The organism is Pseudonocardia terrae (genome assembly GCF_021343995.1).
GTDB lineage: Bacteria > Actinomycetota > Actinomycetes > Mycobacteriales > Pseudonocardiaceae > Pseudonocardia > Pseudonocardia terrae.
On sequence record NZ_JAJTTE010000042.1, the window covers coordinates 1 to 21,864 of the forward strand.

Genomic DNA, 21,864 nt, shown 5'->3' on the forward strand with positions numbered 1-21,864 from the left:
CACCGGCTGGCACCGGCTGGCACCGGCTGGCACCGGCTGGCACCGGCTGGCACCGAGGGCATGATCCACCCGCGCTGCTCCACCGGCACCCGATGGCTCTTGACACGACTCGTCGCGTGCATCCTCCCTGTGCCGGACATCAACCACTGGCCTCTACTCGAGGACCGCAGTGTGATGTCTCAGGACATGGGTGACAGTTCTGCGTCAGGACATCGGTGACGGTTGGTGTGTCAGGACTTCGGTGACCTTCGCGGGTTCTTCGGTCGTCTTCCTGGGGGTCGGCCGTTGCCGACGTAGCGGATGCCGGGCTCGGGCCTGGTGTGCTCGGCGAGGATCTCGCCGCCGAGGTCGGTGACGATGATCTTGGCGCCGGGCTGGTCGCCGTCGCTGACGACGAGGACCTGTGTGAACGCGTGGGCGCCACCGATCTTGTAGATCACCATGTCGACGCCGATGTCGCCGCTGGCGCTCACCGTTCGCAGGCGTGTGCCGGCGGGTAGGGCCTGCGGGCGGGGTCGGCCGGGGCCGCAGGGCGGGGACCGGCGGTCTGTAGACGGGCCGGTCGGGTTTCGGGCGGGGTGGATCGGCCTTCGGGGTCGCCTTCCACGCGGCCAGCGGCGTGATTCCGCCCGGGCAGTCCTTGGTGCGGGGCGCTCGGTGTTGTAGATGTGGTCGAACGCGTCGATCTGGGCCTGGAGCTCCGCGAGCGTGGCGGCGAGGGGTTGCTTGTCGAGGTAGCGGAACAAGGTCTGATGGAAGCGTTCGTTCTTGCCCTGGGTGGTCGGCTTGTGCGGCTTGCCGGTGATCGCCTCGACGCCCAGCGCGGCCACATGTCCGACGAGCCGGCCGACCAGGCCCCGTCGCGTCGGGTTGAGCGCGAGCCCGTTGTCCGACAGCAGCCGCTGCGGGACGCCGTGAGCGGCCACGGCCTTGTCGAAGACCGCGATCGCGTCGCGGGCGGTCTCGCCGGCCGCGACGTGGGAGGCGAGCGCGTAGCGGGAGTGGTGGTCGTCGATGAGCTGGAAGATCACGCACTTGCGACCACCGGTCAGCACGTACTCGGTGGCGTCGAGCTGCCAGCACGCGTTCGGCGCCGGGTAGACGAACCGCCGCCAGGCCGAGCGGGGCTTCTTGCGCGGCTCCAGACGGGCCACGCCGGCCTCGCGGAAGATCCATGCCAGCGACGCCGTCGACGGAACAGGGCTCAGGCCCATCGCGCGCATCTTGTCGTGAACGCTGATCGGGCCGTGGTCGAGCCCGGACGCCTCGAGCGCGGCCCGCACCGCGACAGCCTGGGCCTTGACCTGCTCGGTCAGCTTCGACGGGCTCGTCCTCGGCCGTCTGGACCTGGGCTCGAGCACAGCCGCGGGCCCGTCGAGTCGAGCGCGCTTCCGCAGCTCATAGAACGACTTGCGCGAGATGCCGTGCTCGGCGCAGAACGTCGAGACCGCCCCCCGCGGCGCGTCATCAGGCCACTGCGAGATCGCCAGGCGGACACGGGGATCGATGGGTTCACGGGCAGCCACCGCGGCAGCCTCGCGGCTGAAGTGTCACCACCAAGAACACCCACCGTGTCACCGATGTCCCTGACACAGACTCGTCACCGATGTCCTGAGACATATCAACTCGAGGACCGCAGTGGACGCATCGAGATCGAACAAGTGTTCGCATAATGATGTTCTAGCTGCTAAGATCGTGACATGACCGCACTCCGCGACGATCCCGCTCCCGCGGCGTCCGGGGTGTCGTCGCGGGCGGAGCGGGTGGCGCGGATCGAGGAGCTGGTGCGGCTCCGGAACTCCCTCGACGCGGAGATCGCGACCGAGGTGCGGGAGTTCGCGCGGGAGGAGGTCGAGGCCCGGCTCGATCAGGCCGTGGTCGCACCCGAGCAGGTGGAAGCGGGGATCGTCGCGCAGCTCGGCTTGGCGCTGCGGGTCTCCCCCACGCGAGCCCGGGTGCAGTTGCGGTTGGCCCGGGATCTGCATGCCGGGCTGCAGCGGGTGCGGGCGGCCTTCGCCGCCGGGGAGCTCGACGAGCGGAAGGTCGCGGCCATCGTCGCCGCTGCTTCCCACCTCGACCGGGGTGAACGTGCCGAGGTGGACCGGCGGTTGTCCGAGCGGGACCTGCCCGGGTTGGGGCATCGGCGGGTCGCTGACCTGGCCCGGTCGATCGTCGCGGCAGTGGCGCCGGAGCGCTTCGCCGAACGCGCCCGCGCCGCCGCCCGCGAGCGGCACGTGTCGATCCGGCCGCTCGAGGACGGCATGGTCCGGCTCAGCGCGGTCCTGCCCGTGGAGCGGGGAGTCGCCTGCTACGCGGCACTGCGCAAGGCCGTCACCGAGCACTGGGTCAGCCCCGACCCGGTGACCCGCACCCGCGGGCAGCTCATGGCCGACACCCTCGTCGAGCGCCTGACCGGAGTGGATGCGGCAACCCCGGTGGCGGTCGAGCTGCAGGTCCTGGTAGCCGTCGAGTCTCTGCTCGACCCGGACGCCCCACTTCCCGCCGAGATCCCCGGCTACGGCCCCACCGACCTCCTCGACCGCGCCACCTGCGCCAGTTGGCGGCGGCTGGTCACCAAGGACGGCATCGTCATCGGCGGGGACTCCCGCCGGCGAGGTTTCACCGGGGTCCTCGCCGACCTCATCCGCACTCGAGACCGCGGACGCTGCACCGAGGTCGGCTGCGACGCCCCGATCCAGCATCTCGACCATGTCGACCGCTGGAGCGAGGGCGGCCCGACCACACTCGGCAACGGGCGGGGCGCCTGCGCGTTCCACAACCTCGTCCGCGAACAACCCGGTTGGAGGGTCGAGCGTCGAGGCAGCACCCGGACCACCACCACACCGACCGGGCGCCGGTACTCGCTGCGTCCGTAACCGCCCCCCGTCGAGTATGTCCTGCACACGCGGCCCCCGGGAGCTGGCGCCGCTCGGCACGACCTGCAGGTTCGCCATCTCGCCGCGCGCGGGCGCGCCCTCACCCGGCCGGGCCTGACCACGGTCGTGATCGACACGGAGGTCCCGGCCATCGCGGTGGCGCGCCGGGTCCTCCGCGAGGCGGGCGTGCCGGTGCCGGAGGGAAGGTACGGAGGAAGCTCGAAGCGGCGAAGGAGCCACTGAGCTACCGCGCCGGCGAGTCCCGGTTCTCCAGCGCGGCCGAGTACAACCGGATCGCGGAAACGACCGAATCCACACTCGACCCGCTCATCGCGGCCTACGAGGAGCACGTCGCCGCTGATCAGCTCACCACGACCGGCAACGCTGACAGGCCCCTGAGCACCAGCCCGTCGCTGTGCCCCCAACGGAGCTCGTCCGGGTCGACGGCCAGCCGCATCGCCGGGAAGCGGGTGTACAGCGCGGCGAGCGCGATGTGCCCCTCCATCCTGGCCAGCGGCGCGCCCAGGCAATGGTGGATGCCGTGGCCGAGCGCGAGGTGGCCGCCGTCGTCGCGGAATATGTCGAAGGTGTCCGGGTCGCGGTACCGCGCCGGATCCCGGTTCGCCGCCCCCAGCGACACGCTGACCTGCGCGTACGCCGGGATCACGGCGTCACCGATCCGGATCTCCTCCGTGGTGTAGCGGAACGTCGAGTGTGGCACCGGGGCGTCCCAGCGCATCGTCTCCTCCACGACGCGCGGTGCGAGATCCGGGTCGGCGACCAGCGCGTCGCGCTGGGCCGGGTGGCGCAGCAGCGCCACGGTGGCGTTGCCGATGAGACTGGTGGTCGTGTCGTGCCCGGCGACGACCAGCTGGAAGATCGTCGAGAGCATCTCCTGTCGGGTGAGCGCGCCGTCCCGCGCCGCGACGACGAGATCGGTGACGAGGTCCTCGGCGGGCTCGGCGCGCTTGAGGTCGAGCAGCCCGGACAGGTAGCCGACGATCGACTCGGACGCCGCCACGGCGGCCGGCCCCTGGTCCTGGGCGAGCAGGGTCCGGAACCACCGGCCGAGGGCGGCGCGGTCGGGCTGCGGGATCCCGAGCAGCTCGCAGATGACCGTGAACGGCAACGGGAACGCCAACCCGGCGACGAGGTCGACGACCCCGTCGCGGACCTCCAGGCCGTCGAGCAGGCCGTGCACGATCGCGTGGACGCGCTCCTCCAGCCGTTCCACCCGACGCCGGGTGAACGCCGGGGTCGCCATCCGGCGCAGCCGGGTGTGGTCGGGCGGGTCGACGGCGAGCATGTGGCGGGCCAGCGCCGGACCGGGCAGGCCCTCCGCGACGACCTCGCCACTGCGGGCCAGCGCCGCGTGCATGTCCTTCGACAGCCGCGGGTCGGTGAGCGCCGCACGCGCCTCGGCGTGGCCGACGACCAGCCACGCCGGGTGGCCGTCGGCCAGCCGTACCTCGTGCACCGGACCGGTGGCCCGCACGCGGGCGAACAACGGGAACGGGTCGTCCCGGTCGTAGTGGGCGGAGTCCCCCCAGGCGTCGAGCGCGGGGTCACGCAGCGGCGTGCTCATCGAGAACCTCCCGGAAGCCGGAGCACAACAGGTCGATGACCGCCAGGAGCCCGTCGACCGTCTTGCAGATCGCGGTCTGCGTGCGCACCCAGCGGGTCGTGCCCCGGGCGACGTGCAGGCGGTAGTGGATGAGCAGGCGGTCGGCGACGGCCTCGCCCGCGGCCTCCATGAGCTCCACGGTGTCGAAGCCGGCGAAGAAGCCATGGAAGCGGTCGGCGACGTCCTCGCGCCCGCGGGCCTCGATCGGGCCGCCGGGCAGAAGGGCGCGCAGCCGCGCGGTCTCGGTCAACACCGTGGCCAGCCGCTCCGGGTCGCGCGCAGCGACCAGCGCACCGACCTCGGCGGCGACAGGGTGATAGCGCATGCCGGGTCCTCTCAGCTCGCCCGCCGGACGAGCGTGTCCAGGTGGCCGACGAGGTGGTCGGTGAGGTCGCGGCCGTCGCTCGCGGCGCCGTCGATCAGCGTGGACTTCCGGCGGCGCAGGAACGGCAACCCCATGACGTAGAGGCCGGGTGCGGCAGCGACGCCGCCGTCGTGCACGCTCCGGCCCTTGCGGTCGAACACCGGCACCTCCAGGAAGGACAGGTCCGGGCGGAAGCCGGTGGCCCACACGACGCTCTCGATCCCCCCGCGGCCGAGTCGCGCGGACAGAGCCGGCGCGGGCACCGGTCGGCGCGAAGCGCTGCGGCGCCTCCGCCTCGACGCCCGCCCGGTCGGCCCACGCGTCGAACGTGTCCAGCAGCCGACCCAGCTTGAGGTCGGCCAGCGCGCACACGTTGGCCAGCGACCCGGAGAAGTGCACCGCGTCGTCCCGGGCACCGGCGAGCCGGCCGACGAGCGCCACCCCCTTCCTGCGCAGCGCGTTCAGGTCGAGGGTGCGCGGCGCGCCGACGAGCTGCATCGACGGCAGGTTTCGCGCCCGGACCAGGTCCGGGACCGCGTCCCAGCGCTCGTCGAGCAGGCCCGACGCGTCCTCCACGAGAGGATGTCGCGGCCCCGATAGGTGCGCGGGAGCCGCACGTGCTCGCCCACGGCCAGGGTCACCGGACGCCCGGAGCGGGACAGCTCCTCGGCGATCTGGATCCCGCTCGCCGAGGCACCCACGACCAGCACGCCGCCGTCGGGGAGTTGGCCGGGATTGCGGTAGCCCGCTGCGGTCACCGTGGGGATCCCCGGCGGCAGCGGCACGGACGGCCGGGCCGCCGCGGCGGACCCCCCGGTCGCCACGACGACGGTCCGTGCCCGCACGCACCGCGGTTCGTCCGCACCAGGTATCCCTGGTCGAGGGGCTGCACCGAGGTCACTGTCACCCCGGTGAGCACCGGCGCCCCGGTCGCGTACTCCTCCAGGAGCCGGATCACCCCGGGCATGGAGAGGTAACCGTCCGGGTCGTCGCCGCGGTAGGTGTGCCCGGGCAGCCGGGTCATCCAGTTCGGCGTGAGCAGGCGCAGCGAGTCCCATCGCTGGGTGCGCCACGAGTGCGCCACCTCGCCACGCTCGAGGACGGCGTGGTCCACCGAGTGCGCGGCGAGGCAGCGGCTCAGGGCCAGTCCGCAGTGGCCGGCCCCGATCACCACCGTCGTCGCGTGCCGCACGGTCAGCTCACCGTGACCGTGACGGCGGTGGGGTTGGTCATGATGTCGTAGACCGCCGAACGCTTCTGCGACTGCGCCACCAGCGCCTCGATCTCCGCGCGGTCGGCGTCGGCGTCGATGTGGTAGTCGACCCGTACACCGCTGAAGCCGTTGCGGACCTCCGGGTCGGCGCCGAGGATGCCGTGCAGGTCCATCTCGGCACTGACGTCGGCGCGTACCCAGCGCAGCTGGATGCCCCGCTGCTGGGCGACGGCCGCGATCCCGGCCGTCAGGCAGCCGCCGAGGGCGACCAGCACGTACTCCACCGGCGTGATGCCGTTGTCCTCGGCGGCGAACTGCAGCGGGTGGTCGACGTCGAAGGCGAACGTCCTCGAGTGGCGCTGTTCGTCGCCGAAGCCCGAGAACGTGTCCACCGGGGCCGTGCTGTGTGTGCCGTGCGCCCAGGACACGCTCGACCGCCACTGGAAGCGGGCGATCTCCGGTGCGTCGGCGAACGCCTCCCGGGCCCCGAGCAGGGCGGCGACGTTGACGCCGTTGTCGACGACGGACGTGGTCATGGTGTGCTCCCTCGGATCGGTCCTGCGAACAGCCGGAACGCTAGGAGCGGACGGGGGCGCGGCGCGGTCGTCAGCGGCGAGGCCGGGCTCGGCAAGACGTCGGTGGTGCGGGCGTTCCTGGCCGGGTTGGACCCCGGCGTCGCGGTACGCGAGGGCGCCCGCGACGACCTGCTGACCCCGCGCCCGTTGGGCCCGGTCCACGACCTGAGCCGCCAGTCCGGTCCGGCGCTGGCCCGCGCCCTGGCGGAGGGCGACGTGCAGGCGGTGTTCACCGCGCTGCTCGTGCTGGGCGGGCTGCGCAACCCGGCCGCGGTGCGGATCCAGCTCGCCCCGCTCTCGGCGGACGCGGTGGTGCAGCTCGCGGGGCACCGACAGGCGGGGCAGCGGGTGCACGCCTCGGCCGGGGGCAACCGGTTCTTCGTCACCGAGCTGCTCGCCGCCGAGCACGAGGGCACGCCCGCCTCGGTGAGCCACGCGGTGCTGGCGCGGGTGGCGCGGCTCCCCTCCCCGACCCGCGCGTTGCTCGACCTGCTCGCCGTCGTTCCCGCCCGGACGGAGGCCGGGCTGCTCGACGTCCTGTGCCCGGGCTGGCCGGAGCGGGCCGCGGCGGCCGAGGAGCGCGGGGTGGTCGAGTGGCAGGGCGACGGCCTGGCGTTCCGGCACGAGCTCGCCCGGCGCGCGGTCGAGGAGGCGTTGCCCGCCTCCCGGGCGCGCGGGCTGCACGCCCGGGTGCTGGCGGCGCTGCAGGCCTGCGGCGCGGATCCCGCCCGGCTCGTGCACCACGCCGAGCGCACCGCGGACCTCGACACACTCGCCGGGGTCGCACCGCTTGCGGCGCGCGCGGCCGCCGCGGCCGGCGCGCACCGCGAGGCCACCGCCCACTACCGGCGGGCGCTGGAGCTGGGCGACCGCTACTCCGACGCCGAGCGCGCCGACCTCCTGGAGGCGTTCACGCTCGAGGCGTCGACCACGTGCCACATCGGCGAGGCGCTGCGCGCCGCCGAACGGGCGCTGGCCCTGCGCGAGGCGCGGGGCGAGCCGTCGGGGATCGGGCGCAACCTGCGCCGGCTCGGCCAGCTGTCCTGGTTGCGGGGGCGCCGCGAGGACATGGAACGTCGGCTCGCCGCCGGAGGCGCTGGAGGACCAACCACCCGGCCCCGAGCGCGCCATGGCCTACAGCGACCTCGCGCTGCGCATCGGGCTCTACGGCGGTCGGCGTGAGGAGGCCGGGCGCACGGCCGACCGCGCCGTCGCCCTCGCGAGAGACTGCGCCGACCCGGCCGCGCTCGGTCACGTCCAGGGCCGCATCGGCCTGCTGAACGCGATGCTCGACGCCGACGACGCTCTGCTGCGGGACTGTCTGGGGCGCGCCCGGACGGCCGGGTTGCGTCTCGACGCCGGGATGGCCTACCAGGGCCTGGCCACAGGCGCCGCGCTGCGCCGCGACCGGGCGACCACCCGTCGGTGGGTCGACGAGGGCATCGACTATCTCCAGGTCCGGGACATCCTGGGGCCCCTGCAGTACCTGCGCGGCCTGCAGGCGGCACAGGAACTCGCCGAGGGGAACTGGCTCGGTGCGGAACGGACGGCCGGCTGGGTGCTGGCCCAGCCGGAGGGCAGGGGGATCACCGGGGTCCACGCCCTGGAGACCGAGGCCCTCCTGCACCTGCGCCGGGGCCGCCTGCCGCAGGCCGTGCCCGTACTGGGCGAGCTGTGGTCCGTCGCGGAGACGTGCGGCATGGTGCAGCACGTCGCCCCGGCCGCCTGCGCGCTGGCCGAGCACGCCGAGCTGACCGGCGAGTGGGCCGCCGTCGTGACGCCACTGCGGGACGCCCTGGCGCTCGCGCAGCGCCTGGGTCTGGCGCAGGTAGCGAGCGAGCTCGGGTTCTGGCTGCGCCGCGCAGGCGCGCTCGACCCGCCGAGACCCGCGCCCGGGACCCCGACGACCCCTACGCCCTGGCAGCGGCGGGCCGATGGCGGGCAGCGGCGGCGGTGTGGGACCGGTCGGGGTGCCCGTTCGAACGCGCGCGCACCCTCGCCGACTCCGACGACGAGCAGGCGTTGCTCACCGCGCTCGACCTCGCCGTCGGCCTCGGCGCCGACCCACTGGCGTCCCGGATCCGGGCGACCCTGCGTGCCTGCGGCGCGCAGCGCGTACCGCGCGGCCCCCGGCCGGACACCCGGGCCAATCCCGCCGGCCTCACCGCTCGTCAGCTCGAGGTCCTGGCGCTACTGCGCGAGGGGCTGACCGACGCCGAGATCGCCACGCGGCTCGTCCTGTCGGTGAAGACCGTGAACCACCACGTCAGCGCGGTGCTCGACAAGCTGGGGGTGGACAACCGTCGCGACGCGGTGCGCATCGCCGCGCGTGGCCGCTGAAGTCCGGCGGATCCGGCGACGACCTCCGCGTGCGGTCAGTCCCACACTCCTGGACCGAGGGACGACGTGACCGTAGACATGTGACCGAATGGTCACCTATCATTCCCGCATGGGACCGGACGACGACCGCGTGTTCAAGGCGTTGGCCGATCCGTCCCGGCGTCTGCTGCTCGACCGGCTGCTGGCCCGTGACGGCCAGACCCTGAGCGAGCTGGAGACGCAGCTGGAGATGACCCGCTTCGGCGTCATGAAGCACCTGCGCGTGCTCGAAGAGGCCGATCTGGTGGTCACGCGCCGCTCCGGACGGGAGAAGCTGCACTTCCTCAACCCCGTGCCGGTACGGCTGATCCACGACCGGTGGATCGACAAGTACACCGAGCGGCGGGTGTCGCTGCTCACCGAGCTCAAGACCCGACTGGAAGGCGGCGACGTGTCCGCATCTGCCCCCACCGCGGTCACTCAGGTGTTCCGCGTGCACATCAAGGCCACCCCGGAGGACGTCTGGGACGCGATCGTCTCCCCGGAGTGGTCGGCCCGCTACGGCTATGGGCCGATGGAGTTCGACCTGCGCCCCGGCGGTGCGTTCCGGGGCAAGACCAACGAACGCCTGCGCAGCATGGGCGTGGCCGAGGTCGTCGTCGACGGCGAGGTGCTCGAAGCCGACCCGCCACGGCGCCTGGTGCAGACCTACCGGCTGCTCTTCGATCCCGCTGCCGCGGCGGAGCCGCCCACCCGCGTCACCTGGGAACTCGAGCCGATCGGCGCCGACGTGACCCGGCTGACCGTCGTCCACCAGCTCGACGACGCCCCCGTGCACGCCCGTCTCGTCGCCGGCGACGACGTGCGCTCCGGCGGCGGCTGGCCGTTCGTGCTCTCCGACCTCAAGTCCGTCCTCGAGACCGGCAGTCCGCTGCCGTCCGCCTTCTGAGAAGTGGAGGACCCGTGTCCGACATCCAGTCGCTCCTCGACAGCGAGACCGCGCAACTGGTCACAGCGCTCGACGCCCTCGACGACGCGCAGTGGTGCGCCCCGAGCCTGTGCGCGGGCTGGCGGATCCGGGACGTGGCGATCCACCTGCTCATGCCCTACGAGCTCTCCGTGCCACGGTTCCTGCTCGGGATGGCCACGGCGCGGTTCGACTTCGACCGGCTCGCCGACCGGTGGGCCACCGGCGACACCCGGCCCCGCGCGGAGGTGATCGCGGCCCTGAGCACCACCCCGCGGCAGCCCTTCCGCGTCCCCGGCGCGCCGCCCGAAGCGCCGCTGTCCCACCTCGTGATCCACGCCGAGGACGTCTACCGGCCACTGGGCCTGCCCCACGGCCCGAGCGCGGCCGCCGCCACGATCGTCCTGGACCAACTGACCGGTCCCCGCGCCCGCGGCCTGGTGCCCACCGGCCTGCTCGACGGCCTGACCTACACCGCCACCGACGCCGACTGGACCATCGGCGCCGGTCCCGAGGTGCGCGCGACCGCCTCGGCCCTCATCACGACGTTCGCCGGGCGCACGGCCGCACTCACCGAGATCCACGGCGACGGCGCGCCCGAGGTCCACGACCGGCTCGAGGCGCCGACCAGGTGATCAAGACCGTTCGGCTCAGCCGGGCGAGTGGACCAGCTCGAGCTGGATCCCGTCCGGGTCGCGGAAGACCACGACCGAGTACGGCATCGGCTCGGTCTTGTCGATCACGCCGGAGTGGGCGACGCCCAGCTCGTCGAGCCACGCCGCCCAGGTGTCGAGGTCCTCGCGCGCCTGCACGCCCCAGGCCATGTGGTCCAGGCCGGTCCGGCGCTCGTCGAACTCGCCGTCCTCGTGCCGCTCGTGGTGGTGCAGGCCGATCAGCAGGCCGGTCCGAGGGTCGACGAGCAGGACGGCGAAGCCGCCCGACTCGTCGCCGTGGTGCGGGAACGTGACGGGCAGCCGCTGGAGCCCGAAGACACGGACGTACCACTCGGCGGAGGCCTCCACATCCGAGACCGTCGGCGAGAAGTGGTGCACACCGGTTGTCGGTGGAGCCTGACGGTTCGCTGCAGTCATCGAGTTCCTCCACGGTCGCCGCCGGCCTCGTCGCCCTCGACATGACCCGACGGTAGTGCGGCCGGCGACGACCTTGAAGGGGATTCACGGGTTCCCCCGCGATTCGCAGCTATAGAACTCGAGACAATTCCTCTCTCCCCCGGTCGGAGGGGCTCTCCACCGTTCCGCCGTGCCGCGTCGAAAAGTTCGGCGAAAGCGCTGGGTCTCACTGCCGGGCATGGCGCCGAGGACCGGCGAACGGCGGAATGGTGGGTACCCTCGCCGGGTGGCGGACCCGACGTGGATCGGAACCATCTCGGCCCTTTCGGGCACTGTGCTCGGCGGCGTGATCGCGGCCGCCGCGCAGTCGGTCCGCGACCGGCGCACGCGGCGCTACGAATCCGAGACTCGGTGGGAGAAGGCGTTGATCGACGCCGTCGCCGAGTTCTTGACGGTCTCGGACGCGGAATTCCGCGCCTTGCGTCGGCTTCACGAGACCTCCCCCGACGGGGAGCGCTGGGACGCCGTGCGGACCGCGGCCGACGACGCCGTCGAGGAGGCGGAACGGAAGTCGAACGTGGTCTCGCTCCTCTCGGGCGGGCGCACGCACCCGATTCGCGTCGCCTCGCGGACGATGCGAGCGGCCCTGCGCGAGATGCAGGCCGCAGCCCACGACGGCACGGTGCTGAGCGACGTGGAGGTCGAGGACATGCGTCGGAGCTGGATCGCGGCGCGTGAGGACCTGCTCCGGCTCGTCCAGGGCATCCACATCCGACGCGGCCGCCGCCACCCTCGGGCCCGGGCGCTGCAGGAGCGCGTGATCAGCGCTCGGGCAGCACGCTCATCGGAGCCCGACCCCCACGAGTGAACTGCCGGGACCGCGGTCGCCGATCTGACCAGGCCGTCCGGCCCGGCCCGTGGCCAGGCGTCGCCCCCGAGAACCGGCGGGGGGTCCGAGCATCCGGTGCGCTATGGTTCATCGTGTCGCTACTGGTTGACACGTTCAGGCTTCAGGGGGTCCGCCGGTGAACTCGGACCTGGCGTTCGACGCCCTCGCCGATCCGGTGCGTCGGGAGATCCTCGCCGTGCTCGCCGAGACCGAGGAGTGCAGCTCCGGGGCCCTCGCCGAGCGGATCACCTCCGTCGGCCGGACCGCCGTGTCCAGTCACCTGCGCGTGCTCAAGATTGCCGGCCTGGTCTCCGAGAGGCGCGCGGGCCGCTTCCGGTACTACTCCGTCGACCCGTCCGGGTCGGCGAAGGACGTGCTCGCCGTGCTCCACCAGGTCTTCCGCACCGGACTGCAGTCGGTCAACGACGCGGTGCCGGAGAGCGTCAACGACGCGGTGCCGGAGAGCGTCAACGACGGGGTGCCGGAGAGCGTCAACGACGGGGTGCCGGAGAGCACGGCCGAATCGGGCGACCGCCCGGCCTGACCCCCGGATCTGGCACTCAGCGCCCTTCTGCCCGCCCGGGGCCGCTGCCACACTGACGCCTTCCCGGCACTCCCCAGGCACGACCGACCCCCGGGGGCTCGATGTCCGTCCTCACGCTGACCGCGCAGGAAGAGGTGTCCGCGCCACCGCGCGTGGTCTTCGGCCTGTTCGGCGCAGGTGCGGGCGCGGGCTGGGTGTTCGACGCCGTGTGCGACAGAGTGGCCCCGGGTGCGGCGGTGACGCTGCGCGCGCCACTCGACCCGGCCGGCGAGCCGGTGGAGATCCTCGGCCGGATCGGCACCCTGCGCCCCGGACGGCTGATCGAGATCGTGCACGACCAGCCCTGGCGCGGCCGGACCGTGCTGCGGTTCGCCGCGCACGGCAGCGGTACCCGGGTACGCCTGCAGTCCGAACTGGACCAGCCGGGCTTCGAGTGGCTGCTGCGCCGGCGCGGGCACGCCCTGCGCAGCAGTCCCGGCGAGAACCCCGCCCTCGGGCTGCTGACCTCGAAGTCCGGGCCCGGCAACCTGTTCGCGGCGGCGTCGGACAACATGGCCACCCTCGCCCTCGAGGAGATCAACGCGGACGGCGGCCTGCGCGGGCGCCCCGTCGACCTGGTGATCGGGGACGACGCCACCGATCCCGCGACCGGCGCCCGGGAAGCGCGCAGGCTCGCCGCCGCAGGCTGCCGGACGATCCTGGTGGCGACCACGTCCGCCACCTTCGTCGCGGTGTCGGAGGCGATGGTGGACACCGACGTCCTGCTCGTGCAGACACTGATGAACGAGGGCGGGATCGACGACGCGCTGCGGATCCAGCTGGGCGAGCGCCCCGCCGCCCAGCTCGCCGCGGCGGCCGGACCGATGATGCGTTCCGCGGGCGGCCACCGCTGGTTCCTGGCGGGCAACGACTACTGCTGGCCACGCAGGACGCACGCCGTCGCCCGCGAGCTCCTCCCCCGGCTCGGCGGCCGTCTCGTCGGCGAACGGTTCGCCCCGCTCGGGACCACGGACTTCGCCGACGTCATCGAGGCCGTCGAACGGTCCGGCGCGGACGTCGCGCTCTCGACGTTCGTCGGCGCGGACGCGGCCGCGTTCCAACGCCAGTGCCACGAGCACGGCCTCCACCACCGCTGCCTCACCCTCGCCCCCGCGATGGACGAGTCCACGCTCGCCCGGATCGGCGCGGGCGCCACCGCGGGCCTGCACACCGTCTCCGGCTACGTCGAGACCCTCGACACGGACGGCAACTGCGCCCTGCTGAGCCGCTACCGACAGCGTTTCGGCCGGTGGGCGCCACCGCTGTCCACGCTCAGCGAGTCGGTGTTCGAGGGCGCCCACATCTGGTTCGCCGCCACCGTCCGCGCCGGCACGGACGACCCCCGTTCCGTCGCCCGGGCCATGCACGACGCCCGTTTCGACCTGCCGCGCGGCACCGTCACCCTCGACGGGAACGGCCTGGTCGGCCAGCGGATCCACGTCTCCGAGGCCGTCGGCACCGAGCTCCGGGTGATCACGCCAGGGTGAGATCAGTCAACATGTCGCGACCCGTTGACATGTTGATCGCCCCTCCGTAGATTCGCTGCACCTTCGCTCGCACTGGAGGCCGGATATGGCTGTCCCCCCACCCGATGCCCGACGCCTGGCCGAGCTCGCCGGAGACCTGGGCCTGACGAGCGCCGACCTGGAGGAGTTCGCGCCCGCCGTCGCCGCCACGTTCGCGTCTTCCGAGGCAGTGGAGGCGTTGTACCGGCGCACGGCCCCGATTGCCCCCTCCCGCGAGTGGCATGCGGGCGCGCACCCGTTGGGCGCCTGGTACGTCACCACCGAGATCTCCGATCCCGCCGCCACGGACGGCCCGCTCGTCGGCCGCACCGTCGCGATCAAGGACAACGTCTCGGTCGCGGGCGTGCCGATGATGAACGGGTCGGCCACGGTCGAGGGCTTCGTCCCGGTCCGGGACGCCACCGCGGTGCAGCGGCTGCTCGCCGCCGGTGCGGTGATCACCGGTAAGTCCGTGTGCGAGGACCTGTGCTTCTCCGGGGCGAGCTTCACCTCGAAGCCCGCCGCGGTGCGCAACCCGTGGGACTCCGCGCGCAACGCGGGCGGCTCGTCCAGCGGCAGCGCGGTCCTGGTCGCGACGGGCGAGGTGGATCTCGCGCTGGGCGGCGACCAGGGCGGCTCGGTCCGGATCCCCAGCTCGTTCTGCGGGACCGTCGGGCACAAGCCGACCTTCGGACTGGTGCCCTACACCGGCGCGTTCCCCATCGAGCAGACGATCGACCACCTCGGGCCGATCACCCGCACGGTGGCCGACGCGGCGCTCATGCTGGGCGTGCTCGCGGGCCCGGACGGGCAGGACCCGCGTCAGCCCACCGTGATCGACCCGGTGGACTACACCGCAGTCCTGGACGAGTCGGCGGCCGGCCTGCGCGTCGGCGTCGTCACCCAAGGCTTCGGGCACCCGCACTCCGACCCGGGTGTGGACGCGGCGGTGCGCGCCGCTGTGGACGTACTGCGGGGCGCGGGGCTGTCCGTCGGCGAGGTCTCGATCCCCTGGCACCTCGACGCGATGCACGTGTGGAACGTGATCGCCACCGAGGGCGCGGCGCACCAGATGATCGACGGCAACGCGTACGGGATGAACTGGTCCGGGCTCTACGATCCCGAGCTGATCGCGCACTACCGGCGCGGGCGCGCCGAGCGCGGGGCCGAGCTGTCCAAGACGGTCAAGCTGGTCGCGATGTCGGGCAGGCACACGCTCGCCGTCGGCGGCGGGGCGTACTACGCGATGGCGCAGAACCTGGTGCCGGAAGCACGGTCGGCCTACGACGCTGCGCTCGCCGAGTTCGACGTCCTGGTCATGCCGACCCTGCCCTACACGGCGCGCGAGATCCCGGCGCCGGACGGCGACCTGGGCACCTACCTCGACACGGCGCTGTCGATGATCACCAACACCGCGCCCTTCGACGTGACCGGGCACCCGGCCTGCAGCGTTCCCACCGACCTGGTCGACGGCCTGCCCGCCGGTCTGATGATCGTCGGCAGGCACTTCGCCGACGCGACCGTCCTGCGCGTCGCCCACGCCTACGAACAGGCGCGCGGTGGCTTCCCGGCCCCGCCGACCCTCACCACGACGGGAGCCCCCGCATGAACGGCGTCTTCGACCTCGGCGGCACGGACGGGATGGGCAGGGTCGTCACCGACACCGACGAACCTGTCTTCCGCGCGGAGTGGGAGAAGGCCGCGTTCGCGATGTTCTCCAACTGCTTCCGCGCCGGGTTCTTCGGCATCGACTCGTTCCGGCACAGCATCGAGAAGATGGATGCCGCCGAGTACCTCCTGTCCAACTACTACGAGCACTGGGTGCACGTGATCGAGGACTTCGGCGCGCAGAAGGGCGTGATCGACGTCGCCGAGCTGGAGAAGCGGACCCGGTACTTCCTGGACAACCCGGACGCCCCGCTGCCCGAGCGGAAGGACCCCGAGCTGCTGGCGTTCGTGGACGCCGTGGTCAAGGCCGGAGCGCCCGCACAGCGTGAGTCGGACAAGATCGCGAAGTTCTCGGTCGGCGACACGGTCACCGTGACCGCCGACAGCCCGTACGGGCACACCCGCCGGGCCCGCTACATCCGCGGCCGCACCGGGGAGATCACCGGCGCGCACGGCACCTACATCTACCCGGACAGCGCGGGCAACGGCGGCCCCGAGGCCCCGGAGCACCTCTACACCGTCCGCTTCACCTCCCAGGAGCTGTGGGGACCGGACGCCGCGGAGCCCCACGACGTCGTCTACTTCGACGTCTGGGAGCCCTACCTGACCCTCGCGTCCTGACCGCCCGCCCGTACCGAGGAGCTCCCATGGCTCAACCGTCCTCCCCCACCGACACCCGCCTGCGCACGCAGGAGGAGATCGCCGCGCGGGTCAAGGCCCTCGAGTCGATGCTGATCGAGAAGGGGATCATGACCACGGAGGCGATCGACCGCCTCGCCGAGATCTACGAGAACGAGGTCGGTCCGCAGCTGGGCGCGCAGGTCGTCGCCCGCGCGTGGACCGATCCCGAGTTCAAGGCCCGGCTGCTCGCCGACGCCTCGGCGGCCTGCGCCGAGATGGGCATCGGCGGGCTGCAGGGCGAGGACATGGTGGTCGTCGAGAACACCGCCACCGTCCACAACGCCATCGTCTGCACGCTCTGCTCCTGCTACCCGTGGCCCGTGCTCGGGCTGCCCCCGAACTGGTACAAGGCCCCGGCCTACCGCGCGCGGATCGTGCGGGAGCCGCGCAAGGTCCTGGCCGAGGACTTCGGCTTCCCGATCCCGGACGACGTCGAGATCCGGATCTGGGACTCCAGTTCGGAGCTGCGCTACTGGGTGCTGCCGCAGCGGCCTGCCGGCACCGAGGACCTCGGGGCGTTCGAGCTCGCCGCGCTCGTCACCCGGGACTCGATGATCGGCGTCGGGCCGGTGGGGACGCCGTGATGCGCACCGACGCCACCGAGCTCGGGGACGCCCGACGCCGGGTCGAGGCCCTGGTCTGCGACCTGCCCGGCGGCGGGGTGGACGACCGGATGTTCAACGAACCGTGGGAGCTGCGGGCCTTCGCCATGGCCGTCGCGGCCTACCACGACGGGAAGTACGAGTGGAGCGAGTTCCAGCTCTCGCTGATCCAGGCGATCCGGCAGTGGGAGGAGGGCGCGAGCGGTGAGCCGTGGAGCTACTACGAGCACTGGCTGACAGCGCTGGAGACCGTCCTCGCGGACAACGGCGTGCTGTCCGACGCGGACGTCGACGCCCGCACCCGCGAGGTCCTCGCGACCCCGAAGAACGCCGACCACCACAAGGCCCATCGCGAGCCCGTGGCCGTCTCACCCGCCCGAGGGTGATCGACGAGGCCTGACCCGGCCGCGCGGCCTCCGCTCCCCGGGGCCGCGCGGTCCGGTCGGTGCCGCCCGAGACTCGTAGGCCAGCACCCCGCCCGGGCCCGGTCGCGCAGGAGCCGAGCGGCGCGGGTCGAGGCGCGATCGCCCCGCGGCATTCGTGCTCGACCCCGTTCACCCTCCGCGGGTGGGGCCCGGGTCGCGGACGACCGGCTTCTATCGGCCCCGGCGTCTGCAGGTCGGGGAACGGGGAGGCGACACGGTGCACACGAACCGCTGGGGGCGCGCGGTCGCGGCGGGGCTGCTCACCGCCGCGGTCGCCGCCGGCTGCTCCTCGGCCCCTGCCGCTCCGCCGTCTCCGTCGCCGGCGCCCCCGGCGCCTCCGTCCACCGCGGCGCCGCCGTCGACCGCCTACTCGCCGCAGTTGTGTGCGGCGGCGACGCAGTTCCAGACCGCCACGAACGCGCTCGTCCAGCTCGACGCCACGAAGGTCGGGACCGACGGCGTCAAGACCGCCCTGCAGAACCTGGGCGACGCCGGACGGAACCTGGCGACGGCGGCGAAGGCGCAGTTCGCCCCGCAGGTCGCGGCGCTGGAGCAGGCACTCGGCTCCCTGCAGACCACGATCGGCCAGCTCACCGACCAGACGAGCCTGTCGAGCAAGCTGGGGGCTCTCACAGCCTCCGTGGCGCAGGTCGAGGCAGCCGCCGAACCCATCGTCGACAGTGTCCGCACCGGGTGCAGCGGTGTGCCGCCGGTCTCGATCCCGCCGACCTCCTGACGCGCATCGCTCACCTGCCCGAGGTGAGGTGACGGAACACCCGGATCGCGACGATTCCGGTGCTGGGCGCGCGGGGGGCCGCGTCGTCGGATCGGAGGATTGGCCATGCGGACCGACCTTCCGGAGGGCACGGGGACCGAGCGGGCGGACCGGGGCGAGGACTGGTGGGCCCGGACGCCGGTGGCGGTGGCCGAGGCGTTGGGCGTCGACCCGGGTCGGGGGCTGACGGCGGACGCGGCCGCGGACCGGCTGCGGATCCACGGGCCGAACGCGTTGCCCGAGGAGAAGCCGAAGGCGGGCTGGTTGCGGTTCCTCGAGGAGTACCGCAGCTACATGCAGATCATCCTGCTCGCCGCCGCCGTGGTGTCGCTGGTCGTGGCGGAGTGGGGCACCGCTGTCCTCCTGGTCGTGTTGACCGTGCTCAACGCCGTGATCGGGCTGCGGCAGAAGGGCAAGGCCGAGAGCGCGATGAACGCGCTGCGGTCGATGATGAAGGCCACCGCCCGGGTCCGGCGCGACGGCACGACCAGCGAGATCCCTGCGGAGAACGTGGTGACCGGCGACGTCGTGCTGATCTCCGCCGGTGACCAGGTCCCCGCCGACGGGCGCATCGTCGCCGCGAGCGCCCTGCAGATCGACGAGTCGGCGCTGACCGGCGAGAGCACGCCGGCGTCGAAGGAGCCCACCACGCTGGCCGGCCGGGCTCTGGGGCCCGGCGACCAGGTGAACATGGCCTTCATGAACACCCCGGTCACACACGGCAGCGGGACGATGATCGTCACCGGCACCGGGGAGCGGACCGAGCTGGGCCGGATCTCCTCGATGCTCGCCGCGACGGCCGAGGAGAAGTCCCCGCTCACCCGCGAGCTCGACCGACTCACCCTGTGGATCGCGGGCGCCGCGGGCCTGACGATGGTCGTGATGTTCGTCCTCGGCCGCGCCCGCGGCGACGCCTGGGACGCGCTGTTCATCAGCGCGGTCGCGCTGGCGATCGCGGCGATCCCCGAGGCCCTGCCGACGGTCACCCAGTGGATCCTCTCGGTCGGCGGGGTCGACCTCGCCAACCGCAACGCCATCGTCAAGGAGCTGCCCGCGGTCGAGACCCTGGCCTTCACGTCGGCGATCAACTCGGACAAGACCGGGACCCTGACGATGAACCAGATGACCGCCGTCGAGATCGTCGACGCCGGCGACCGGTACACCGTCTCCGGCAGCGGCTACGAGCTCGAGGGCAAGGTCCACCACGCGGCCGGGCGCGCGGCGTCGATCGAACCGGCGATCCTGCCCTACGTCGTCGCCAGCGACGCCCACCTCGTCGACGGCCGGGTGGTCGGCGACCCCACCGAAGGCGCCCTGCTCGTGCTCGGGCACAAGGCCGGCCTCGACATCGACGCGACTCGCGCGGCCCTGCCCCGGCTGGCCACCCTGCCGTTCGACCCCACCTACAAGATGATGGCCACCTTCCACACCGCCACCGACGGGGGCGGACGCCCGGTGGTGCGCTGCTTCGTGAAGGGTGCGGCGCCCGCGGTGATGGACCAGGCTGCCTCGGCGCACTCGGCCGACGGGCCCGTCCGGTGGGACGCCGAGCTGAAGGCACGGGCGACCGAGCACATGGTGCGCATGGAACGCGCCGGCATGCGGGTGATGGCGGCCGCCGTGCGCGACCTCGACCCGGCCGGGTTCGACCCGGAGGGCGACCTGCTCGCGCACGTCACCGACCTGCAGGTGACGAGCCTGGTCGGCATGGTCGACCCGCCCCGGGCGGAGTCGAAGCAGGCGGTGGCCGAGGCGCAGGCGGCGAACATCCGGGTCCGGATGGTGACCGGCGACGACGTGACCACGGGCGCCGCGATCGCCGAGCAGCTCGGCATCACGGGCACCGCCATCCTCGGCGCCGACTTCGCCGCCCTGCCCGAGGACGTGCGACTCGCCCGGATCGACGAGATCGGCGTGGTCGGCCGGGTCGCCCCCGAACACAAGGTGCTCCTGGTCGACACGCTCAAGAAGAAGGGCGACGTCGTCGCCATGACCGGCGACGGGGTGAACGACGCCCCGGCCATCAAGGCCGCTGACATCGGCATCGCCATGGGCTCGGGCACCGACGTCGCGCAGAACGCCGGCCGCATGATCCTCTCCGACGACAACTTCGCCACCATCGTCTTCGCCGTCGAACAGGGCCGCAAGATCTACGACAACCTGACCAAGTACATCCGGTTCGTCCTGCTCCTGCTCGTGGTCTTCGTCCTCACCTTCCTCGGGGCGAGCCTGTTCAACATCGCCGCGGGCGAGCCGTTCACCCCGGCGCAGGTGCTGTGGATCCACTTCTTCGTCAACGCCGCCTTCGGCTTCGCCCTCGGCTTCGACCGCGAAACACCGGGACTCATGCGACTGCAGCCGCGCCCGCGCGGGGAGTCCGTGCTCACCACCGGGCTGATGGTCACCGTCGGCCTGGCCGGGCTGTTCATGAGCATCGCGCTGTTGAGCCTGATCGTGCTCGGCCAACAGACCTTCGGCGATCTCCGGATCGGGCAGTCCATCGCGTTCACCTCGTTCGCCCTCTGCCTGGTCGTCGCCGCCTTCGAGTGCCGCAGCGCCACTGCGACCGTGTTCACGCTCGACACCTTCGACAGCAAGCAGATGAACCGTGCGGCGGTCGCCGAGATCGTGCTCGCTGTCCTGGTCACGCAGACCGACGTGTTCAACCGGCTGCTCAACACCGTCGACATCACCGCCGTGCAGTTCCTCTGGGCGGCCGTGCCCCCCGTCGGCCTGCTGCTGCTCTGGGAGGCGGGCAAGGCGGTCGGGCGGCGGGTGTCCTCCGTGCCCGGGTCGGCCGCGACCAGCGTGGCGTGATCACGCCGAGGCCGGCGAGGAGCACCATGGGCAAACACAAGAAGAAGGTCAAGAAGCACGCGACCACCGCCGCCGACGACGGCGCTGTGGCGGTGCTGCCGGACGAGGCACCGGCGTCCGGCGGTTCACCGCCGCAAATGAAGCAGAAGGAGTACCGCCGCGAGCTGCGACACCTGCACGGTGAGCTCGTCGCGCTGCAGGAGTGGGTCAAGGCGACCGACGCCAAGGTCTGCGTGGTCTTCGAGGGCCGCGACACCGCCGGCAAGGGCGGCACCATCAAGGCCATCACCGAACGGGTCAGCCCGCGGGTGTTCCGCGTCGTCGCGCTCCCGGCCCCGACCGAGCGCGAGAAGTCGCAGATGTACATCCAGCGCTACGTCCCCCACTTCCCCGCCGCCCGCGAGGTCGTGATCTTCGACCGGAGCTGGTACAACCGCGCCGGGGTCGAACGCGTGATGGGCTTCTGCACCGAGCAGGAGGCCCGACGCTTCCTCGAACAGGCACCCGCCGTCGAGCGCGCGATGGTCGACTCCGGGATCATCCTCGTCAAGTACTGGCTCGAGGTCAGCAGCGACGAGCAGACCCGCCGGCTGGAGAGCCGCATCGACGACCCGCGCAAGATCTGGAAGCTGTCCGAGCTCGACCTCGAGTCCTACAACCGGTGGGCCGAGTACTCGCGGGCGCGCGACGACATGTTCGCCGCCACCGACACCGCGTGGGCGCCGTGGTACGTCGCCCACTCCGACGACAAGAAGCGCGCCCGGCTGAACATCATCACCCACCTGCTCGGCCAGGTGCCCTACGAACACATCCACCGCACGAAGGTCACCCTGCCCCGCCGGGACGTCCCCGAGGAGTCCGCCGCACCGACACTGGCGTACCGGTACATCCCGACCCCGTACTGACCGGCG

At 72.6% G+C, this 21,864-nt stretch carries 23 protein-coding genes and 1 pseudogene; 16 read left to right on the forward strand and 8 right to left on the reverse strand.

Annotation, left to right across the window (positions count from 1 at the left end):
- Positions 1 to 579 precede the first annotated feature (579 nt).
- Positions 580 to 1,526, reverse strand: a pseudogene (locus tag LWC33_RS24540) (integrase core domain-containing protein); the annotation flags it as partial.
- 174 nt (positions 1,527 to 1,700) lie between these two features.
- Between LWC33_RS24540 and LWC33_RS24545 the strand changes: the two are divergent.
- On the forward strand, positions 1,701 to 2,876 hold the full coding sequence (locus tag LWC33_RS24545) for a DUF222 domain-containing protein (RefSeq protein ID WP_233306883.1): 1,176 nt from the start codon (positions 1,701 to 1,703) through the stop codon (positions 2,874 to 2,876).
- A 361-nt stretch (positions 2,877 to 3,237) separates the two neighbouring features.
- On the opposite strand, the gene LWC33_RS24550 is transcribed toward LWC33_RS24545, so the two are convergent.
- The 6 genes from LWC33_RS24550 to LWC33_RS24575 form a co-directional block, all read right to left on the reverse strand.
- A complete protein-coding gene (locus LWC33_RS24550) occupies positions 3,238 to 4,461 on the reverse strand; it encodes a cytochrome P450 family protein (RefSeq protein ID WP_233306885.1) in 1,224 nt (407 codons plus the stop codon).
- Positions 4,442 to 4,825 carry a nuclear transport factor 2 family protein gene (locus LWC33_RS24555; protein WP_233306886.1) on the reverse strand — a complete coding sequence of 128 codons (384 nt, stop codon included), beginning with the start codon at positions 4,823 to 4,825 and terminating at the stop codon, positions 4,442 to 4,444. The genes LWC33_RS24550 and LWC33_RS24555 overlap by 20 nt, the downstream gene beginning before the upstream one ends.
- 11 nt (positions 4,826 to 4,836) lie before the next feature.
- Complete coding sequence (locus LWC33_RS24560; RefSeq protein WP_233306888.1) at positions 4,837 to 5,127, reverse strand: NAD(P)-binding domain-containing protein; 291 nt, start codon at positions 5,125 to 5,127, stop codon at positions 4,837 to 4,839.
- Between the two features lie 198 nt (positions 5,128 to 5,325).
- Complete coding sequence (locus LWC33_RS24565; RefSeq protein WP_233306889.1) at positions 5,326 to 5,622, reverse strand: hypothetical protein; 297 nt, start codon at positions 5,620 to 5,622, stop codon at positions 5,326 to 5,328.
- Positions 5,619 to 6,056 (reverse strand): hypothetical protein, encoded by a 438-nt coding sequence (locus tag LWC33_RS24570; protein WP_233306891.1) that lies wholly within the window; start codon positions 6,054 to 6,056, stop codon positions 5,619 to 5,621. The genes LWC33_RS24565 and LWC33_RS24570 overlap by 4 nt, the downstream gene beginning before the upstream one ends.
- Before the next feature lie 2 nt (positions 6,057 to 6,058).
- Positions 6,059 to 6,613: an OsmC family protein gene (locus LWC33_RS24575; protein ID WP_233306892.1), complete on the reverse strand. Its 555-nt coding sequence runs from the start codon at positions 6,611 to 6,613 to the stop codon at positions 6,059 to 6,061.
- Between the two features lie 3 nt (positions 6,614 to 6,616).
- Between LWC33_RS24575 and LWC33_RS24580 the strand changes: the two genes are divergently transcribed.
- The 5 genes from LWC33_RS24580 to LWC33_RS24600 all read left to right on the forward strand — a co-directional run bounded on the left by LWC33_RS24580 (position 6,617) and on the right by LWC33_RS24600 (position 10,573).
- Positions 6,617 to 7,834 carry a hypothetical protein gene (locus LWC33_RS24580; protein WP_233306893.1) on the forward strand — a complete coding sequence of 406 codons (1,218 nt, stop codon included), beginning with the start codon at positions 6,617 to 6,619 and terminating at the stop codon, positions 7,832 to 7,834.
- Positions 7,782 to 8,861, forward strand: a complete 1,080-nt coding sequence (locus LWC33_RS24585) for a hypothetical protein (protein WP_233306995.1) — start codon at positions 7,782 to 7,784, stop codon at positions 8,859 to 8,861. The genes LWC33_RS24580 and LWC33_RS24585 overlap by 53 nt, the downstream gene beginning before the upstream one ends.
- A gap of 11 nt (positions 8,862 to 8,872) precedes the next feature.
- Positions 8,873 to 8,992 (forward strand): LuxR C-terminal-related transcriptional regulator, encoded by a 120-nt coding sequence (locus LWC33_RS24590; protein WP_233306990.1) that lies wholly within the window; start codon positions 8,873 to 8,875, stop codon positions 8,990 to 8,992.
- A gap of 109 nt (positions 8,993 to 9,101) precedes the next feature.
- Entirely contained in the window at positions 9,102 to 9,920 is an 819-nt protein-coding gene (locus LWC33_RS24595) for an ArsR/SmtB family transcription factor (protein ID WP_233306894.1), read from the forward strand.
- Between the two features lie 14 nt (positions 9,921 to 9,934).
- Positions 9,935 to 10,573: a maleylpyruvate isomerase family mycothiol-dependent enzyme gene (locus LWC33_RS24600; RefSeq protein ID WP_233306896.1), complete on the forward strand. Its 639-nt coding sequence runs from the start codon at positions 9,935 to 9,937 to the stop codon at positions 10,571 to 10,573.
- A 15-nt stretch (positions 10,574 to 10,588) separates the two neighbouring features.
- Here the strand turns inward: LWC33_RS24600 and LWC33_RS24605 are convergent, their stop codons facing one another.
- Positions 10,589 to 11,029, reverse strand: coding sequence for a VOC family protein (locus LWC33_RS24605; RefSeq protein ID WP_233306898.1), 441 nt, complete (start codon positions 11,027 to 11,029; stop codon positions 10,589 to 10,591).
- Positions 11,030 to 11,294: 265 nt separating this feature from the next.
- Here LWC33_RS24605 and LWC33_RS24610 point away from each other — a divergent pair, with 265 nt between their 5' ends.
- From LWC33_RS24610 to ppk2, 10 genes are all read left to right on the forward strand, one after another.
- Entirely contained in the window at positions 11,295 to 11,876 is a 582-nt protein-coding gene (locus tag LWC33_RS24610) for a hypothetical protein (protein ID WP_233306899.1), read from the forward strand.
- 157 nt (positions 11,877 to 12,033) lie between these two features.
- Positions 12,034 to 12,441 (forward strand): ArsR/SmtB family transcription factor, encoded by a 408-nt coding sequence (locus tag LWC33_RS24615; RefSeq protein ID WP_233306901.1) that lies wholly within the window; start codon positions 12,034 to 12,036, stop codon positions 12,439 to 12,441.
- A 101-nt stretch (positions 12,442 to 12,542) separates the two neighbouring features.
- A complete protein-coding gene (locus tag LWC33_RS24620) occupies positions 12,543 to 13,967 on the forward strand; it encodes a substrate-binding protein (RefSeq protein ID WP_233306903.1) in 1,425 nt (474 codons plus the stop codon).
- A gap of 85 nt (positions 13,968 to 14,052) precedes the next feature.
- The gene (locus LWC33_RS24625; protein ID WP_233306904.1) at positions 14,053 to 15,594 is read left to right on the forward strand and encodes an amidase; all 1,542 of its coding nucleotides are present in this window, start codon (positions 14,053 to 14,055) and stop codon (positions 15,592 to 15,594) included.
- Positions 15,591 to 16,274, forward strand: coding sequence for a nitrile hydratase subunit beta (gene nthB, locus LWC33_RS24630; RefSeq protein WP_233306906.1), 684 nt, complete (start codon positions 15,591 to 15,593; stop codon positions 16,272 to 16,274). The genes LWC33_RS24625 and nthB overlap by 4 nt, the downstream gene beginning before the upstream one ends.
- A 26-nt stretch (positions 16,275 to 16,300) precedes the next feature.
- Positions 16,301 to 16,918: a nitrile hydratase subunit alpha gene (nthA, locus tag LWC33_RS24635; protein WP_233306908.1), complete on the forward strand. Its 618-nt coding sequence runs from the start codon at positions 16,301 to 16,303 to the stop codon at positions 16,916 to 16,918.
- The gene (locus LWC33_RS24640; RefSeq protein WP_233306909.1) at positions 16,918 to 17,322 is read left to right on the forward strand and encodes a nitrile hydratase accessory protein; all 405 of its coding nucleotides are present in this window, start codon (positions 16,918 to 16,920) and stop codon (positions 17,320 to 17,322) included. The genes nthA and LWC33_RS24640 overlap by 1 nt, the downstream gene beginning before the upstream one ends.
- A 256-nt stretch (positions 17,323 to 17,578) precedes the next feature.
- Positions 17,579 to 18,097 carry a hypothetical protein gene (locus LWC33_RS24645; protein ID WP_233306912.1) on the forward strand — a complete coding sequence of 173 codons (519 nt, stop codon included), beginning with the start codon at positions 17,579 to 17,581 and terminating at the stop codon, positions 18,095 to 18,097.
- Between the two features lie 105 nt (positions 18,098 to 18,202).
- Positions 18,203 to 20,953, forward strand: coding sequence for a cation-translocating P-type ATPase (locus LWC33_RS24650; protein ID WP_233306914.1), 2,751 nt, complete (start codon positions 18,203 to 18,205; stop codon positions 20,951 to 20,953).
- 26 nt (positions 20,954 to 20,979) lie between these two features.
- Positions 20,980 to 21,858, forward strand: coding sequence for a polyphosphate kinase 2 (gene ppk2, locus LWC33_RS24655; protein ID WP_308191000.1), 879 nt, complete (start codon positions 20,980 to 20,982; stop codon positions 21,856 to 21,858).
- Positions 21,859 to 21,864 lie beyond the last annotated feature (6 nt).